Here is a 17,338-nt window from a genome sequence, read left to right as displayed (position 1 = left end):
GATCCGATGAGCAAGGAGTCCGAGTGACGATCCGAGTGCTGCTGGTCGACGACCAGCCACTGCTGCGCACCGGTTTCCGGATGATCCTGGAGGCCGAGTCCGACCTGGTGGTGGTCGGCGAGGCCGGCGACGGCCAGCAGGCGCTGGACCAGGTGCGGGCGCTGCAGCCCGACGTGGTGCTGATGGACATCCGGATGCCGCGGATGGACGGCGTCGAGGCGACCCGCCGGATCGCCGGGCCGGGGCGCGACGGCCCGGCCAAGGTGCTGGTGCTGACCACCTTCGACCTGGACGAGTACGTGGTGGAGGCGCTGCGCGCGGGCGCCAGCGGCTTCCTGCTGAAGGACGTCCCGGCGGAGGAGCTGGTGCAGGCGATCCGGGTGGTCGCGGACGGCGCGGCGATGCTGGCGCCGAGCATCACCCGCCGGCTGCTGGACATGTACGCCACCAAGCTGCCCTCCGGCGAGGAGGCCCCGCCGCAGGCCCTCGGGGCCCTGACCGAGCGGGAGTTGGAGGTGCTGAAGCTGGTCGCGCGCGGGCTGTCGAACGCCGAGATCGCGGCCGAGCTGTTCGTCAGCGAGACCACGGTGAAGACCCACGTGGGCCACGTGCTGACCAAGCTCCAGCTGCGCGACCGGGTGCAGGCCGCGGTGTACGCGTACGAGAGCGGGCTGGTGCGCCCGGGCACCCTGTAGGACGCCGAGCGGCCCGCCGCCTCGCCCCGGTCCGGGGGAGGCGGCGGGCCGCCGTGCGCGGGGGCGCTACTTCTTGTTGCGGCCGATCTCCCAGAAGCGGAAGACGCCGGTGGTGTCGATGGTCGACTCGACGCCGGTGACGTACGGCTTGGCCGCGAAGAAGGCCTTGGTCTGGAACATCGGGATCAGCGGCACGTTCTCCGCGACGATGCCCTGGACCTGGTTGTAGATCCCGTTCGCGGCGCCGCGGTCGGCCTGCTTGAGACCTTCCGGCAGCAGCTTCTGACTGATCCGCTCGTCCTCCCACCCGGTGCGGTAGACGCTGTCCTCGGTGACCAGCGGCCCGATGTAGTTGTCGGGGTCCGGGTAGTCCGCGGTCCATCCGACCAGGTACGCCTGGTACTTGCCCTCGCTGCGGCCCTTCTGGTAGGCGGCCGGGTCGTTCTCCACCTGGGTGGTGACCTGGAACAGGCCGCCGTTCTCCAACTGGCGCTTCAGCGTGTCGGTCTCGTTGGTGCCGGTGCGCGAGCGCCCCGAGGCGAGGTTGAGCTTGACCGGGACGGCGACCTTGGCCGCTGCGAGGATCGCCTTGGCCTTGGCGACGTCGGGGTCGCCGTACTTGTCGTAGAAGGCGGTGTTGTGGCCGGTGATGCCGGTCGGGACCATCGAGTACAGCGGCTGGACGGTGCGCGCGAAGACGTCGCGGGCGAGGGCCTTCCGGTCGACCAGCTGCGCCACGGCCTGACGGACGGCAAGGTTCCCGGTGGTGGCGTCCTTGGTGTTGAAGGCGATCGAGTTGGTGTCGGAACTCTCGCCCTCGACAACGGTCAGGTCGCCCTTGCCGCTCTGCTGGTCGTCGAGGATCCGGGCGGCGGTGTTCGGCTCCAGGCTGTTGTCGGTGAGGTCGACACCGCCCTTGTCCAACTCGTCCTTCAGCGCGGTGGGGCTGTCGAAGTACCGCACGATGAACTTGTCGTTCTGCAGCTTCGCGTCGCCGGTGTACTTGCCGTTGGGAGTCAGCACGACCTTGGCGAGGACCTTGGCGCTACCGCCCTGGGGGGTCATGGTCTCGACCGAGTCGAACTTGTACGGGCCGGAGCCGACGACCTTGTCGTTGTCGAGCAGCTTGTCGGCCGGGTAGACCTCGTGGTCGACGATGGCGCCGGCCGGGGTGGCCAGCTTGGCCGGCAGGGTGGCGTCGGGTGCGGAGAGGTGGAAGACCACCTCGCTGTCGCCCTTCGCCTCGACCGACTTGATCGTGTCCAGCAGGCCGCCCGGACCGTTCGGATCCTTGATCTTCTTGGTCCGCTGGATCGAGAACACGACGTCGGCGGCGGTGAGGGCGTGGCCGTTGGCGAACTTCTGACCGGGGCGGAGCACGCAGTGGTACTGGGTGGTGTCCCCACTGACGAACTCGCAGGACTGGGCGGCGTCCGGGGTCGGGGAACTGGCGGCGGGCGGGAAGGCGAGCAGCGACTGGAAGGTGTTGGCGAGCACCAGCCACGAGCCGGTGTCGTAGGCGCCCGCCGGGTCCAGGACGCTGGTGAGGCCGCGGGTGCCCATGGTGATCGACTTGCTGCCGCCGTCACCGTTGACGGCGTCGTTGACCGATCCGCAGCCGGCCGCCGTCACGGCGACCAGACCGGCGCAGCCGAGTACTGTCAGGCGTCTGGCGGGAATCTTCACGGGCACGTGTTCCTTCTGGGTGCGGTCCGGGCGGGGCCGGCGGCGAACCCGAGTAGCGTGCCATATCGAACATGTACGACCGATACGCGCGAAGATGACGTTTGAGACACGGCCCTTATGGGCAGAACGCCCGTCCCGACGACTTGTCAGGCAATGACCGTTTTCTCCCCGAGCCGCCGTACGTGACGGCGGGGCGGTCCCCCTTTACCGGCGAGTAGCACGCACCCGCAATGAGATGACAATCACACTCGCGCGGCGACCAGCGACCGCAGCAGGTCGAGGTCCACCTGCTCCAGCGAGGAGACCACCAGCCGCCACGGCGCCGGCTCGATCGGCGCGATCGAGGGCACCGCGATCACCTGGCAACCGGCCGCCTCGCCCGCGCGCACCCCGGTCGGGGTGTCCTCGACCACCACGCAGCGGGCCGGCTCGGCGCCCAGCCGGCGGGCCGCCTCCAGGTACGGGTCCGGGAAGGGCTTGGTGCGCGCCACCTCGTCCCCGCCGATGCTGAAGGCGAAGTGTTCGGCACCCAGCGAGCGCAGCACGATGTCGATCACGTGCCGGTGCGAGGCGGACACCAGGGCGGCCGGGATCCCGTGCGCGTCGAGGGTGTTGAGCAGTCGCTCGGCGCCCGGCATGAGCGGCACGCCGCCGGCCAGCAGCTCCACGAAGCGCTGGTTCACCAGCACCCCGAGGTCGGCCGGGGAGATGTCCGCCCCGGTGCGGCCGACCAGGTACTCCATCACCCGGGACATCGGGCCGCCGACCACGTGGGCGCGGTCCGCCTCGTCCAGCGTGTGGCCCAGCTCGGCGAACAGCGAGGCCTCGGCCTGCCACCAGAAGTCCTCGGTGTCCACCAGCGTCCCGTCCATGTCCAGCAGCACCGCCTGCAGGCCCCGGTCACCGTGGTCGAGCACGCGCGTGGCGGTGGAGATGGTCGTCATGGCGGGCGTCCTTCCGGCAGTGCCCCGCGGCGCGCCAGGGCGCACCTCGGAGATGGCACAGGCCGGCCCGCTGGTGAGCGGACCGGCCCGTTCAGGATCATCAAGGATACGCCCGCCGCCCCCGGAAAGAGCTAACGGAACGGGGCGCCAGGGTTACCGGGCGTTGAAGTACTTCGCCTCCGGGTGGTGGATCACGATCGCGTCGGTGGACTGCTCCGGGTGCAGCTGGAACTCCTCGGACAGCACCACGCCGATCCGCTCCGGCTTCAGCAGCTCGGTGATCTTGGCGCGGTCCTCCAGCTCGGGGCAGGCCCCGTAGCCGAGCGAGAAGCGGGCGCCGCGGTACTTGAGCGCGAACATGTCCTTGACGTCCTGCGGGTCCTCGCCCGAGAAGCCCAGCTCGAAGCGGACCCGGGCGTGCCAGAACTCGGCCAGCGCCTCGGCCAGTTGGACGGACAGGCCGTGCAGCTCCAGGTAGTCGCGGTAGGAGTTCCCGGCGAACAGCTCGTTGGCCGCCTCGGAGATCCGGTTGCCCATGGTGACCACCTGCAGGCCGAGCACGTCCCGCTCGCCGGACTCCTCCGGGCGGAAGAAGTCGGCCAGGCAGAGCCGGCGGCCGCGCCGCTGGCGGGGGAAGGTGAAGCGGGTACGCTCGGTGCCGTCCTCGTGGAAGACGATCAGGTCGTCGCCCTTGGAGTTCGCCGGGTAGTAGCCGTACACGACGGCCGGCTCCAGCCAGCCCTCGGTCTGCAGCCGGTCCAGCCAGGCGCGCAGCCGCGGCCGGCCCTCCGTCTCCACCAGCTCCTCGTAGGACGGTCCCTCGCCGGTGCGGGCGGCCTTCAGGCCCCACTGGCCCTTGAACAGCGCGTCCTCGTCCAGCCAGGAGGCGTAGTCGGCGAACGGGATGCCCTTGACGATCCGGTCGCCCCAGAACGGCGGGGTCGGCACCCGGTTGTCGACCGTGACGTCCGAGCGGATCTGGCCGAGGTTGACCTCGGGCTCCGGCTCCTCGACCTCCAGCCGGGCGTGCCGGCGCTGCTTCAGCTCCGGCAGGGTCGCGCCGGGCACGCCGCGCTTGACCGCGATCAGCGCGTCCATCAGGCGCAGGCCCTCGAAGGCGTCCCGGGCGTAGCGGACCTCGCCCTCGTAGATGTCGTGCAGGTCCTGCTCGACGTAGGCGCGGGTGAGCGCGGCGCCGCCGAGGATCACCGGGTAGCTGGCCGCCAGCTTGCGCTGGTTCAGCTCCTCCAGGTTCTCCTTCATGATCACGGTGGACTTCACCAGCAGGCCGGACATGCCGATCACGTCCGCCTTGTGCTCCTGCGCGGCGTCCAGGATCGCCGAGACCGGCTGCTTGATGCCCAGGTTGACCACGTTGTAGCCGTTGTTGGACAGGATGATGTCGACCAGGTTCTTGCCGATGTCGTGGACGTCGCCCTTGACGGTGGCCAGCACGATGGTGCCCTTGCCCTCGCTGTCGGACTTCTCCATGTGCGGCTCCAGGTGGGCCACCGCGGTCTTCATCACCTCCGCGGACTGGAGCACGAACGGCAGCTGCATCTGGCCGGAGCCGAAGAGCTCGCCGACCACCTTCATGCCGGCCAGCAGGGTCTCGTTGATGATCTCCAGCGCGGGGCGCTCGGCCAGCGCCTCGTCCAGGTCGGCCTCCAGGCCGTTGCGCTCGCCGTCGATGATCCGGCGCTGCAGCCGCTCGTCCAGCGGGAGCGCGGCCAGTTCCTCGGCCTTGGAGGCCTTGACGTCGGCGCTGGAGACGTTGGCGAACAGCTCCAGCAGGCGCTGCAGCGGGTCGTAGCCGTCCCGGCGGCGGTCGTAGACCAGGTCGAGGGCGACCTCGCGCTGGTCCTCGGGGATCCGCGAGATCGGCAGGATCTTGGAGGCGTGCACGATCGCCGAGTCGAGGCCGGCCTCCACGCACTCGTGCAGGAAGACCGAGTTGAGCACCACGCGGGCGGCCGGCTTGAGGCCGAAGGAGATGTTCGACAGGCCGAGGGTGGTCTGCACCTTCGGGTGGCGGCGCTTGAGTTCGCGGATCGCCTCGATGGTCTCGATGCCGTCCCGGCGGGACTCCTCCTGGCCGGTGGCCAGGGTGAAGGTGAGGCAGTCGACCAGGATCGAGCCCTCGTCGATGCCGTAGTCGGCGGTGAGTTCGGCGATCAGCCGCTCGGCGATCTCCACCTTGGCGGCGGCGGTGCGGGCCTGGCCCTGCTCGTCGATGGTCAGCGCGATCAGGCCGGCGCCGTGCTCGCGGGCCAGCGAGGCGATCCTGCCGAAACGGGAGTCCGGGGCGTTGCCGTCCTCGTAGTTGACCGAGTTGAGCACCGCGCGGCCGCCCAGGGCCTCCAGGCCGGCCTGCAGTACGGGCGGCTCGGTGGAGTCCAGCACGATCGGCAGGGTGGAGGCGGTGGCCAGCCGGCCCGCGATCTCCTTCATGTCGGCGACACCGTCGCGGCCGACGTAGTCGACGCACAGGTCCAGCAGGTGGGAGCCGTCCCGGATCTGGTCGCGGGCGATCTCCACGCAGGCCTGCCAGTCGCCGGCCAGCATCGACTCGCGGAACTTCTTCGAGCCGTTGGCGTTGGTGCGCTCGCCGATCGCCAGGTACGAGGTGTCCTGGCGGAACGGCACCGCCTGGTACAGCGAGGCGGCCGAGGGCTCGGGCTGCGGGTCGCGCGGGGAGACCGGGCGGCCCTGGACGCGCTCGACCACCTGGCGCAGGTGCTCGGGGGTGGTGCCGCAGCAGCCGCCGACCAGCGAGAGCCCGTACTCGCGGGTGAACACGTCGTGCGCGTCGGCCAGTTCGGCCGGGGACAGCGGGTAGTGGGCGCCGTCCTTGCCGAGCACCGGCAGGCCCGCGTTCGGCATGCAGGACAGGCCGATCCGGGCGTTCTTGGCCAGGTAGCGCAGGTGCTCGCTCATCTCGGCCGGGCCGGTGGCGCAGTTCAGGCCGATGTAGTCGACGCCCAGCGGCTCCAGCGCGGTCAGCGCGGCGCCGATCTCCGAGCCGAGCAGCATGGTGCCGGTGGTCTCGACCGTCACCTGCACCAGCACCGGCAGGTCCAGCCCGGCCTCGGCGAGGGCGCGCTTGGAGCCGAGGATGGCGGCCTTGGTCTGCAGCAGGTCCTGGCTGGTCTCGACCAGCAGCGCGTCGGCGCCGCCCGCGATCAGGCCGGCCGCGTTCCGCTGGAAGCCGTCCCGCAGCACCTCGTACGGGGCGTGGCCGAGGGTGGGCAGCTTGGTGCCGGGGCCGATCGAGCCGAGCACCCAGCGGGTGCGGCCGTCCGCGGCGGTGTGCCCGTCGGCGACCTCGCGGGCGATCCGGGCGCCGGCCTCGGACAGCTCGAAGATCCGCTCCGCGATCTCGTACTCGCCGAGCGCCGAGAAGTTGGCGCCGAAGGTGTTGGTCTCCACGCAGTCCACGCCGACGCCGAAGTAGGCCTCGTGGACGGAACGGACGATGTCGGGCCGGGTGACGTTCAGGACCTCGTTGCAGCCTTCGAGGTTCTGGAAGTCCTCCATGGTCGGGTCCTGCGCCTGGAGCATGGTGCCCATCGCACCATCGGCCACCACCACCCGGGTGGCGAGTGCTTCGCGCAACGCGTTCGCGCGGCTCTGCTGAGTGATGGACGGGTCGGCTGCAGTGGCCATGGGGCTTCTCCCTGGTGCGACGGCTGTCGGCTTTGCGGCCCGCTTGATCGGGCGCGCACGTCGCCAGCGTATCGGGCTTGTCCAGCCTCGCGCCGCCGCATTCCGTATGCTGAACGTTCGACTCCGAGGGGGGAGTATCCGCGTGGCCCGATTCCGGACCGTTCCGCGGCAGGTCGGCCGGGGTCTGACGGCTCCGCTGCGAGCATGCCGATGGGGCGCGCTGCGCGCCCGCTGGCGCGCCTGGTCGTGGTGGCGCCGCACCCTGCTGGTGCTCGCCGTCGCGGTGGCCGTCCCGGTCGCCACGGTGGGCGCCGCGTTCGCCGCGATCCGGTTGCACTACACGGGTGAACCGTCCGCCGACGCCCACACCCGGGGCAAGGACGCGGTCTGGCTGGGCCACGCCTGGGTGGACGGCCGCAAGACCGAGGCCGACGTCGCGGCGCTCGCCCGGCAGCTGGCCGGCACCGGCGTGCGCGACCTGTACGTGCACACCGGCCCGCTGGAGCACGACGGCTCGCTGCCGCCCGCCGTCCACCCCAGGGCCCGCTGGTTCACCGAGGCCGCGCACCGGGCGCTGCCCGGCGTGCGGGTGCAGGGCTGGCTGGGCGACGAGGTCAAGCCGGAGAAGGACGCCCTGGACCTCGACGACGCCCCCACCAGGGAGCGGGTCACCGCCTCCGCCCGGCAGGTGCTGGACCAGGGCTTCGACGGCGTGCACTTCGACATGGAGCCGATCCGCCCCGGCACGGCCGGCTGGCTCTCGCTGCTGGAGCAGGTCCGCCCGGTGACGGCCGCGCGCGGCGCCGTGCTGTCGGTGGCCGTCCCGCAGCTCGACCCGGTGCCCGGCCTGCACACCGCCGGCATCCTGCTCACCGACCACGGCAAGTGGTGGGACCAGGACTACTTCCGCGCGACCGCCCTCCGGGTCGACCAGATCGCGGTGATGAGCTACGACACCTCGATGCCCACCGAGCCGCTGTACGGCGGCTACGTCGCGCTGCAGACCGAGCTGGCCCTGGAGGCCACGCCGCCGGGCGTCGACCTGCTGATGGGCCTGCCGTTCTTCTGGGACGACAAGTGGGGGCACCGGGGCGCCGCCGAGACGGTGCCCGCGGCGGTGCGCGGCGTGCGGCTGGGCCTCGGCCGGCAGGACCCGGGGCGGCGCAACTTCGGCGTCGCGCTGTACGTGGACTTCGCCGCGACGCCCGAGAACTGGGCGGACTACCGGCGCGGCTGGGTGGACGCGGGCTGAGGGGCGGCGGCTGCGGCCCGGGGCCCGGGCTCGGGCGGCCTCGGACCGGGCGGCTGGGGCCCGGGCGGCCCGGGCTCAGGCGGCCCGGGCCGGCGCGGCCATCCGGTGGGCCAGCGCGTCCAGGAACCGGTGCACCCCGGCGTCCTCACCGGTCAGGTAGTGCGCGACGGCCCGGTACATCGGCTTGCGGACCTCACCGCGCTCGGTGACGGTCAGCGAGCAGCCCTCCCCCGCCGGGGCCAGCAGGAACGTCCAGGTGCCGCCGTACGGCAGGTCCGGATCCGCGATGCCGGTCACCAGCCGGTGCGGCGCCTCGTCCGCCACCACCTCGAAGGTGGTGTGGCCGTGCCGGTCGTACTCGCGCCAGCGCGGTCGGCCGCCGGCCGCGGCGGGCAGCCGCTCCACGTGCGTGAGCCCGGGGCGCCAGGCCGGGTACAGGTCGATGTCGGTCAGCACCGCCCAGACCGCGCCGGGCGGCTGGGCCAGCTCCAGGCCGCCCTCCGTGACGTGTTCGACGGGCAGCCGCCGGCCGGCCCGATCCGCCAGCAGCAGCACGGCGCCGACCGCCGTCGCCGTTCCCGCGCCGATCCACAGCCATCGCCTCATCGCTCCGGCCCCTTCCGCCCGGCCCCCGCCCGTTCATCATCGCGCTGCCGCGCCGCGGCGGCACGCCCGTCGCACCGGGTCACCGGCCGGCCACCGTGCGCGGGCCGACGGCCCGTCAGGCCGACCCGTCCCGATATCCGTTGGATCGGGGCGGCCCGCTCCCCCAGACTGTCCCGGTGCCCGGCCGCTACGCGCATCAAAGCGCGTAGGCTGGGCAGGTAGGGACCGTGGAGCTAGGCGTTCCACGGGAGACGAGAGGTTCGACCGTCGGCGGCCGATCCGTCGCGGCCCGGCAGGTCAGCCGGGGCGACGCCGGTGGGTCCACCGACCGGAGGGAGACGCTGGGTGATCGAGCTGGAAGATGTTCCCGAGTTGATCGACCCGGTGATGGTCTGCGCCTTCGAGGGCTGGAACGACGCGGGCGACGCCGCCTCCGCCGCACTCGCCCACCTGGACGAGACCTGGGGCGGCAAGGTGATCGCCGCCCTGGACGCGGAGGACTACTACGACTTCCAGGTCAACCGGCCGACGATCTGGCTGGACGGCGGCATCCGCCGGATCACCTGGCCCACCACCAGGCTCTCGGTGATCCGGGTGACCGAGCCGACCACCCGCGACGTCGTCCTGGTGCGCGGGATCGAGCCGAGCATGCGCTGGCGCTCGTTCTGCAACGAGCTGCTGGGCTTCGCGCACGAGCTGGGCATCGAGCTGGTGGTGATCCTGGGCGCGCTGCTCGGGGACACCCCGCACAGCCGCCCGGTGCCGGTCAGCGGCGTCACCTCCGACCCGGAGCTGGCCCGCCGGCTCGACCTGGAGGAGAGCCGCTACGAGGGCCCGACCGGGATCGTCGGGGTGCTGCAGGAGGCCTGCACGCACGCCGGGGTGCCGGCCGTGACGCTCTGGGCGGCGGTGCCGCACTACGTGTCGCAGCCGCCGAACCCGAAGGCCACCCTGGCGCTGGTCAACAAGCTGGAGGACCTGCTGGACCTGCGGATCCCGCCGGGCGAGCTCGGCGAGGACGCCCGCGCCTGGCAGCTCGGCGTGGACCAGCTGGCCGCCGAGGACAGCGAGGTGGCCGAGTACGTCCACCAGCTGGAGGAGGCGCAGGACACCGCCGAGCTGCCGGAGGCCTCGGGCGACGCCATCGCGCGCGAGTTCGAGCGCTACCTGCGCCGCCGGGAGAACGTCGGGCCGACTGGCGAGAAGCCGGTGGCCGGGCACGCGACGGTGGAGCGGCCGGCCGAGCCGGAGGCGCCGGGCCCGGCCCGGGAGAGCCCGGACGGGGCCGAGGAGGAGTAGGCGCAAACGCCGAGGGGGCGTCGGGACGGATCGTCCTGACGCCCCCTCGGCGTACTGCCGTGGTGCTACAGCGCGACGCCGAGCAGGGCGTCCACGGTGCGGGAGACCAGGCCGGGGGCGCCGGCGTCGGTGCCGCCCGCGGTCTCCTGCTGCGCGGCCCAGCGGTCGACGGCGGCCAGCGCGGCGGGCGCGTCCAGGTCGTTCGCCAGCGCCGAGCGGACCTCGGCGAGCAGCTGCTCGGCGGCCGGGCCGTCCGGCCGGGAGACCGCGGCGCGCCAGCGGGCGAGGCGCTCGACGGCCTCGTCCAGGACGCCCTTGGTCCACTCCCAGTCCTCGCGGTAGTGGTGCGAGAGCAGCGCCAGGCGGATCGCCGCCGGGTCGACGCCCTCGCGGCGCAGGGTGGAGACGAAGACCAGGTTGCCGCGGGACTTGGACATCTTCTTGCCGTCCAGGCCGACCATGCCGGCGTGCACGTACGCCTTGGCGTACGGGTGGCCGCCGGTGGCGACCTGGGCGTGCGAGGCGCCCATCTCGTGGTGCGGGAAGGACAGGTCGCTGCCGCCGCCCTGGAGGTCGAAGGACATGCCCAGGTACTGCAGCGCGATGGCCACGCACTCGATGTGCCAGCCGGGGCGGCCGTGGCCGAGCTCGGTGTCCCAGGCGGGCTCGCCCGGGCGGGCGGCCAGCCAGAGCAGCGCGTCCAGCGGGTTGCGCTTGCCGGGGCGGTCCGGGTCACCGCCGCGCTCGGCGAAGACCGGGCGCATGGCCTCCCGGCTGAGGCCGGAGACCGCGCCGAAGTGCGGGTCGGCGTCGACCGAGAAGTAGATGTCCTCGTCGACCTTGTAGGCGGCGCCGGAGGCCAGCAGCTTCTGGACCAGCGGGACGATCCACGGGATCGACTCGACGGCGCCGACGTAGTGCGCCGGGGGGAGCAGCCGCAGGGCGGTCATGTCCTCGCGGAACAGGGCCGTCTCGCGCTCGGCCAGGGCCACCCAGTCCTGGCCGGTCTCGACCGCGCGCTGCAGCAGGGGGTCGTCGACGTCGGTGACGTTCTGGATGTACAGGACGTCGTGGCCGGCGTCCTTCCAGACGCGCTGCACCAGGTCGAACGCGTTGTAGGTGGCGGCGTGGCCCATGTGGGTCGCGTCGTAGGGCGTGATGCCGCAGACGTAGATCCGGGCGGTGCCGTCCTGCGGCACCACCTCGCGGACCGTGCCCGCGGCGGTGTCGAAGATACGAAGGGGGAGCCCCTGACCAGGCAGGGCGGGAACCTCGGAGGCGGGCCAGGCATGCATGGGATCGACTTTAACCTCGAGAACATTTGAAAGCCTAACCAGTAACAAAGATCGACTGGAATCGCTTCCTGTCGTTGCCTGACCGGTTCTCGACTGGTAGTGAGCGGTTCTCGCGCTGCTGGTACGGGTCCCGGTGCGGGCTCCTCGTGCGGGCTCCTCGTGCGGGTTCCGGGGCGCGCGGGTGAGCGCCCGGCCGGCCCTGCCGCCGACCGGGCGCCCGGCTCCCCCGGGTGGACGGGCGGAGCCGCTACACCCGCTGCCAGAGGGCCGGCACGTTCGGCGGCTCCCAGCCCACCATGGCGGTGTGCGCCTGGATGCAGACGTAGGAGGCGCCGGCGTAGGTGACGCGGTCGCCCGCGTTGTACGGCCGGCCGGCGGCCCAGCTGCCGCCCGGCGGCGTGGTGGGCCCGCCGGTCGGGGTGGCGGTGGGCGTCGGGGTGGGCGTGGGCGTCGGGCCCGGGGACTGCGGCACGTCCAGGACGAAGTCGAAGGTCGCCTCCCGGCCGGGACCGTTCTGCCGGACGTTCATCAGCAGCCGGGCGTCGTAGATGGTGTCGGTGCTGTTGCGCGGCTCGCCCGGGAAGTAGAGCTGGGTGGTGAGGACCGGGCGGCCGGGGGCCTGCAGCTTGACGTGGATGTGCCGGGTGCGGCCCGGATAGAGGCCGGGGACGATGGTGTCCAGCCGATACGCGCCGTTCGCGTCGCTGAACTGGTGCCCGCGGAAGGTGTAGCCGGAGTTGTCGTAGTTGCCGCCGTCGTCGGCCTGCCAGAAGTCCAGCAGCACGCCGGAGATCGGTCGGCAGGCGCGGCCGAAGACGTAGCCGCTGACGGTCAGCCGGGTGCCCGGGCCGTCGTCGACCATGGAGCTGCGCAGCGGGGAGTCGGGCTTGAAGTACGGGCCCTCGATCTGCTCGACGGTGGGGTCGTCGCCGTCGTGGCACTCCGGGGTGAAGCCCGGGGTGCCGCCGGCGCCGGCCTGGTCGCGGGCGAGTGCGACCCCGCCGCCGATCAGCAGCGGCGCGGCCCCGAGCGCCGCGGCGGCCTTCAGGACGGTCTTGCGGCTGATCATGCCGTCGGACATGCGCCCTCTCCTCTTCGGGGGTGTCGGGACAGGTGGGGTGTCGGGCCCGGCGGTGCCCGCGAGACGGGTGCCGGGAGCACGGGTGCCTGGGCCGGGGGCGGCCCTTGTCATGGTGGGGGCATGACAAGGGCCGAACCGACCGACCCGACCGCGCGCGTCGGGGATCGGCCGGTGGCCGACTACGAACCTACGGCCCGTCCGGGGCGACCGCGATGGACATGATCCGGGGATCGTGGTGATTTCCGTCGACCCGCGAACGGAACTCCCCCGGCGTCATCCCGGTCTCCCGGCGGAAGAAGCGGCAGAAGTACGCCGGATCGGCGAATCCCGCCTCCCGGGCGATCTGACGAATCGTCAAGTCCGTACAGGCCAGGAGTCGTTTGGCCTCCAGAGTCTGCTGCCGGCGGATCAGCCCGCCCGGGGTGCGGCCGGTGGCCTGCTTCACCAGGCTCTGCAAGTGGCCCGGGGACACACCGAGTTCGTGCGCCGTGGAGGCCACCGAGTGCCGCACCCCACCCGGCCGGGCGATCAACCGGGTGAAGGCGGCGGCCAGTTCGGCCGGCCGGCTGGGCACCGCGGGCGGCTCGTCCGGCGCGCAGGCGCGCAGCGCCCGGACGATCAGGATGTGCAGGCTGGCCCGCAGCACGCCCTGGTAGCCGGGCGCCCGCATCCGGTACTCGTGCTCCATGTCGGCGAGCAACGCGCCGACCGCCTCGGCGTGTTCGCCGAGGCCGATGGCCGGGCGGGAGGCCAGGGCGCGCAGGGTGGCCAGATCCTGCGGGTCGCCGAGCAGGAAGTCCTCGTTGAACAGGACCACCTGGCCGGTGAGTTCGTCACCGTCCGCCCAGTAGTGCACCTGGCCGGGGGTGATCACGCACAACTGCGGTGGCGCCAGCGGCCGGTGGACCAGGTCCAGGACGTGGGCGCCGCGCCCGCCGGTGACGTGCACGATCTCGTAGAAGGAGTGCCGGTGGGGAAAGCCCGCGCGGGAGAGCGGGCCGATCGCGTCGAAGCTGCCGATGGCGAAAGGGAGCAAGTGGGGCAACGGGACCTGCAGTCGGTGCAGCGGCAGGTCCGGCGCGGCCCGGGGCGTGGAGGTGGGTGGGGTGGGGGTGGAAGGGGTGGGGGTGGTCCGTCGCGCATCCATCGGAGCAGTGTGCGACCTATTCCGGCGACAGGTCCAGACCACGAACGCCGATCGCGGATCAGACCGGCGGCCAGGGGATCGCCGGCCAGTCGCGGGAGGGCAGCGGGTGCCGGCCCGAGCCGCGCAGGGCGGCCACCCGGGTGCGGGTGGCGTCCAGTTCGGCCGCCGTCAGGTGCGGGGCCAGCCGCTCGGCCAGTTCGCCGTCCAACTGCCCGGCCAGCCGGGCCAGCACCTCCAGCGCCTCGGCCGGCAACGGATCGCCCGCCCAACCCCACAGCAGGGTGCGCAACTTGTCCTCGGTGTTGAAGGTGACGCCGTGGTCGATGCCGTACACCCGGCCGTCCGCCGCCGGGATCAGGTGGCCGCCCTTGCGGTCCGCGTTGTTCAGCACCGCGTCCAGCACGGCGAGCCGGCGCAGCCGCCCGTCGTCGTGGTGCACCAGCAGCGCGGTGCGGCCGTCCTCCACCTCGGCCCGGACGATCGGCAGCCAGCCCTCCTCGGGGCCGCGCGGGTCCTGCAGCGCGAGCAGCGGCTCGGCGCCCGGATCCGGCTCGACCCACAGCTGCACCATGCCCGGCCCGTGCGGGCCCCCGCGCAGCACGGTCGGCGGGATCAGCGCCCAGCCGGTCGCGGCCGACACCTCGTACGCGGCGACCTCGCGGCCGGCCAGCGTGCCGTCCGGGAAGTCCCACAGCGGGCGCTCGCCGGCCACCGGCTTGTAGACCGCCTGCGCGCGCAGCGGCCCGTGCTCGACGGTGCAGTACAGCGCGGCGTTGGAGGCCTCGGTGAGGCGGCCGTGGACGGTCAGTTCGCCCCGGCGCAGCAGGTCGAGCGCGGCGGGCACGTCGGCGGCCAGGGCGGCGGCGGCCGCCGGGTCGGCCTGCGGCGGGGTGTCGGTGCTCAGCGCCGGTAGCCGTTCGCGCGCGGGCACAGGTGGCCCTCCGGGTCGAGCGGCAGGTTGCAGAACGGGCAGGGCTTGCGGCCCGCCGCGACCAGGTCCAGCGCGCGCTTGGCGAACACCCGGGCCATCGCGCCGGTCAGCCGCACCCGCAGCATGTCCGGGCCGGTGTCGTCGTCCCGGAAGATCGCCTCGGTGCCCTCCTCCTCCTCGTCCTCGATCAGCGCCTGCGCCTCGACCACCAGGCAGCCCTCCGCGCTGTCCCAGGCCAGCGCCATCGTGCCGACCCGGAACTCCTGCTCCAGCGGCAGGTCCAGCGGGGCGGTGTCGAGCAGGTCCTGCGGGGCGGCGGCCGGGATGGCGGCGTCGCCGCCGCTGCGCCGCAGCGCCTCGTCCAGGACCTCCTCGATCCGCTCGGCGAGCGCGGCGACCTGGGTCTTCTCCAGCAGCACGCTGGTGATCCGGCCGCGGGCACTGGCCTGCAGGTAGAACGCCCGGGCGCCGGGCTGGCCGACGGTGCCGGCCACGAACCGTTCGGGCTGGTCGTAGAAGAACACCTGACGGGGCACGCTCTCGCTCCGGATCGTGTCGGTCGCGGGGATCTCGCGGATCACCCGGGTCGTTCGGATGTCTGGGTCGGGCTCGTACGGGCGGCGGTTGGGGCGGGCCCGGTCGCACGGCGGCCCCGGTCGGGGCGCGCACCGCCGGAGGTGCCCCTGACTCACCCTACGACCTCCGGGCCTTCGCCGGGGAGCCGAAGGGCCCCGGGGCCCGGTTGGCACCGGTCGGGTCAGGCGGTGCCGCCGACCACGGCGTCACCGGCCGGGGCGGCGTGCGGCTTCGGCGCGAGCGAGGCGAGGTCGCCGGTGTCGCCCATCCGCAACACGAAGGGCCGCCGCGGGGTGTAGCGGATCGCGGTGACCGAGCACGGCTCGACGCTGATCCGCTGGAAGTGGTCCAGGTGCAGGCCGAGCGCGTCGGCCACCACCGCCTTGATCACGTCGCCGTGCGAGCAGGCGATCCAGACCGCGTCCTCGCCGTGCTCGGCGGCGACCTCGGCGTTCCACTCGCGGACGGCGCTCACCGTACGGTGGCTCAGCTCGCGCAGCGACTCGCCGCCGGGGAAGGCCGCGGCGGCGGCGTGGTCCTGCACCGTGCGCCAGAGCGGCTCCTTCGCCAGCTCGGCCAGCGGACGGCCGGTCCACTCGCCGTAGTGGCACTCCCCCAGCCGCTCGTCCTCGGCCGGCGGTCCCAGCTCCGGCCGGGCGGCCAGCAGGGGCTCCAGGGTCTGCCGGCAGCGCTCCAGCGGGCTGCTCACCGCCCGGACCAGCGGGATGCCGGCGAGCCGGCCGGCCAGCGCGGCGGCCTGCCCGCGCCCGGTGTCGTCGAGGTCCACACCGGGCGTCCAACCGGCCAGGATCCCGGCGGTGTTCGCGGTCGAGCGGCCGTGACGGACGAGCAGCAAGGTGGGCATGGGGCTCAGCCTACGGCCTCCGCGGACGCGACGGGGAGCCCGCGGCGCCGGCCCCCGCCACCCCGGCGCGGCGGTCGCCGCGACGACCGCCGGACGGCTCCGCCCGGACCGGCCCGCACGAGCCCGCCGGCCGGCAAACCGGCCGCACGGGCCGGGAGTTCGCGCCGCGCGGCCGACCGGAGCGCCCGGACTACGCGAGGCCGGCCCGCTCCAGGGCCTCGACGCCGGTGCGCAGCGCCCGGACCCGCTCCTCCAAAGTGAGCCCGGACGGGGCCAGGGTGAGCGTGGTGACGCCCGCGTCGGCGTAGGCCTGCATCCGGTCGGCGATCCGGGCGGCGTCGCCGATCAGCGAGGTGGCGTCGATCAGGTCGTGCGGGACGGCGGCCGCGGCGCCCGCGTAGTCCTTGGCCAGGTACTTCTCCTGGATCTCGTCGGCGGCCTGCTCGTAACCCATGCGCCGGGTGAGCTGGTTGTAGAAGTTCTTCTCCTTGCTGCCCATGCCGCCGATGTAGAGCGCGGCGTAGGAGCGCAGGCCGTCGACCCCGGCCTTGATGTCCTCGCCGACCGCGAGGTTGACGGTCGGGCACAGGTCGAAGCCGTCCAGCGTCGCGCCGGCCTTGGCCCGGCCGGCCGCCAGCGGGTCGAGCGAGAGCGCGGCGTGCTCGGGCGAGAAGAAGATGCCGAGCCAGCCGTCCGCGATCTCGCCGGTCAGCTCCAGGTTCTTCGGGCCGATCGCGGCGATGTACAGCGGGATGCGTTCGCGTACCGGGTGCACGGTCAGCTTGATCGGCTTGCCGGGGCCGCCGGGCAGCGGCAGCGTCCAGTGCGCGCCCTCGTGGACCAGGCGCTCGCGGGTCATCGCCTTGCGGACGATCTCCACGTACTCGCGGGTGCGGGCCAGCGGCTTGTCGAACTTCACGCCGTACCAGCCCTCGGAGACCTGCGGGCCGGAGACGCCGAGGCCGAGGCGGAACCGGCCGCCGGAGAGGGTGTCCAGGGTCGCGGCGGTCATCGCGGTCATGGCCGGGGTGCGGGCCGGGATCTGGAAGATGGCCGAGCCGACGTCGATCCGCTCGGTCTTCGCGGCGACGAAGCTGAGCACCGTCGCGGCGTCCGAGCCGTACGCCTCCGCGGCCCAGCAGACCGCGTAGCCGAGCCGGTCCGCCTCCTGGGCGACGGCGATGTTGTCCGAGTCCGTGCCGAGTCCCCAGTAGCCGAGGTTGATACCGAGTCGCATCTGCCGAACCTTCCAGTCGGGGGCTTGGGGTGAGGGTAGCCGCGCCCTCGCCGGTCGG

At 73.0% G+C, this 17,338-nt stretch carries 14 protein-coding genes; 3 read left to right on the top strand and 11 right to left on the bottom strand.

What is annotated here, in order from left to right:
- Window positions 1-23: 23 nt before the first annotated feature.
- Window positions 24-695 (top strand): response regulator, encoded by a 672-nt coding sequence (locus ACPC54_RS14865; RefSeq protein WP_045697526.1) that lies wholly within the window; start codon window positions 24-26, stop codon window positions 693-695.
- A gap of 66 nt (window positions 696-761) precedes the next feature.
- Here ACPC54_RS14865 and ACPC54_RS14860 read toward each other — a convergent pair whose 3' ends face one another.
- The 3 genes from ACPC54_RS14860 to metH form a co-directional block, all read right to left on the bottom strand.
- Window positions 762-2,381, bottom strand: a complete 1,620-nt coding sequence (locus tag ACPC54_RS14860) for an ABC transporter substrate-binding protein (protein ID WP_498965012.1) — start codon at window positions 2,379-2,381, stop codon at window positions 762-764.
- 242 nt (window positions 2,382-2,623) lie between these two features.
- Window positions 2,624-3,325, bottom strand: coding sequence for an HAD family hydrolase (locus ACPC54_RS14855; RefSeq protein ID WP_498965010.1), 702 nt, complete (start codon window positions 3,323-3,325; stop codon window positions 2,624-2,626).
- A 153-nt stretch (window positions 3,326-3,478) separates the two neighbouring features.
- On the bottom strand, window positions 3,479-6,991 hold the full coding sequence (gene metH, locus ACPC54_RS14850) for a methionine synthase (RefSeq protein ID WP_498965007.1): 3,513 nt from the start codon (window positions 6,989-6,991) through the stop codon (window positions 3,479-3,481).
- A gap of 142 nt (window positions 6,992-7,133) precedes the next feature.
- Between metH and ACPC54_RS14845 the strand changes: the two genes are divergently transcribed.
- Window positions 7,134-8,243, top strand: coding sequence for a glycoside hydrolase family 18 protein (locus ACPC54_RS14845; RefSeq protein ID WP_498965005.1), 1,110 nt, complete (start codon window positions 7,134-7,136; stop codon window positions 8,241-8,243).
- Between the two features lie 75 nt (window positions 8,244-8,318).
- On the opposite strand, the gene ACPC54_RS14840 is transcribed toward ACPC54_RS14845, so the two are convergent.
- Window positions 8,319-8,849 carry an SRPBCC family protein gene (locus tag ACPC54_RS14840; protein ID WP_498965004.1) on the bottom strand — a complete coding sequence of 177 codons (531 nt, stop codon included), beginning with the start codon at window positions 8,847-8,849 and terminating at the stop codon, window positions 8,319-8,321.
- A 345-nt stretch (window positions 8,850-9,194) separates the two neighbouring features.
- On the opposite strand from ACPC54_RS14840, the gene ACPC54_RS14835 reads away from it, so the two are divergent.
- Complete coding sequence (locus tag ACPC54_RS14835; RefSeq protein WP_498965002.1) at window positions 9,195-10,148, top strand: PAC2 family protein; 954 nt, start codon at window positions 9,195-9,197, stop codon at window positions 10,146-10,148.
- Window positions 10,149-10,213: 65 nt separating this feature from the next.
- On the opposite strand, the gene mshC is transcribed toward ACPC54_RS14835, so the two are convergent.
- From mshC to ACPC54_RS14800, 7 genes are all read right to left on the bottom strand, one after another.
- Window positions 10,214-11,443: a cysteine--1-D-myo-inosityl 2-amino-2-deoxy-alpha-D-glucopyranoside ligase gene (gene mshC, locus ACPC54_RS14830; protein WP_498965000.1), complete on the bottom strand. Its 1,230-nt coding sequence runs from the start codon at window positions 11,441-11,443 to the stop codon at window positions 10,214-10,216.
- Between the two features lie 247 nt (window positions 11,444-11,690).
- A complete protein-coding gene (locus ACPC54_RS14825) occupies window positions 11,691-12,524 on the bottom strand; it encodes a dioxygenase family protein (RefSeq protein WP_498964998.1) in 834 nt (277 codons plus the stop codon).
- 187 nt (window positions 12,525-12,711) lie between these two features.
- Window positions 12,712-13,671: an AraC family transcriptional regulator gene (locus ACPC54_RS14820; RefSeq protein ID WP_498964995.1), complete on the bottom strand. Its 960-nt coding sequence runs from the start codon at window positions 13,669-13,671 to the stop codon at window positions 12,712-12,714.
- Window positions 13,672-13,729: 58 nt separating this feature from the next.
- A complete protein-coding gene (locus tag ACPC54_RS14815; protein WP_498964993.1) occupies window positions 13,730-14,602 on the bottom strand; it encodes an SCO1664 family protein in 873 nt (290 codons plus the stop codon).
- Entirely contained in the window at window positions 14,572-15,138 is a 567-nt protein-coding gene (locus tag ACPC54_RS14810) for a DUF3090 domain-containing protein (protein ID WP_498964991.1), read from the bottom strand. Before ACPC54_RS14810 ends, ACPC54_RS14815 begins: the two co-directional genes overlap by 31 nt.
- 221 nt (window positions 15,139-15,359) lie before the next feature.
- Complete coding sequence (locus tag ACPC54_RS14805; protein ID WP_498964989.1) at window positions 15,360-16,043, bottom strand: histidine phosphatase family protein; 684 nt, start codon at window positions 16,041-16,043, stop codon at window positions 15,360-15,362.
- Window positions 16,044-16,233: 190 nt separating this feature from the next.
- Window positions 16,234-17,280 carry an LLM class F420-dependent oxidoreductase gene (locus ACPC54_RS14800; protein WP_498964987.1) on the bottom strand — a complete coding sequence of 349 codons (1,047 nt, stop codon included), beginning with the start codon at window positions 17,278-17,280 and terminating at the stop codon, window positions 16,234-16,236.
- Between the last annotated feature and the right edge of the window lie 58 nt (window positions 17,281-17,338).

The sequence above is a fragment of the Kitasatospora sp. NPDC094028 genome, from assembly GCF_049543595.1.
GTDB lineage: Bacteria > Actinomycetota > Actinomycetes > Streptomycetales > Streptomycetaceae > Kitasatospora.
This window is presented reverse-complemented; position numbering and strand designations above follow the sequence as displayed.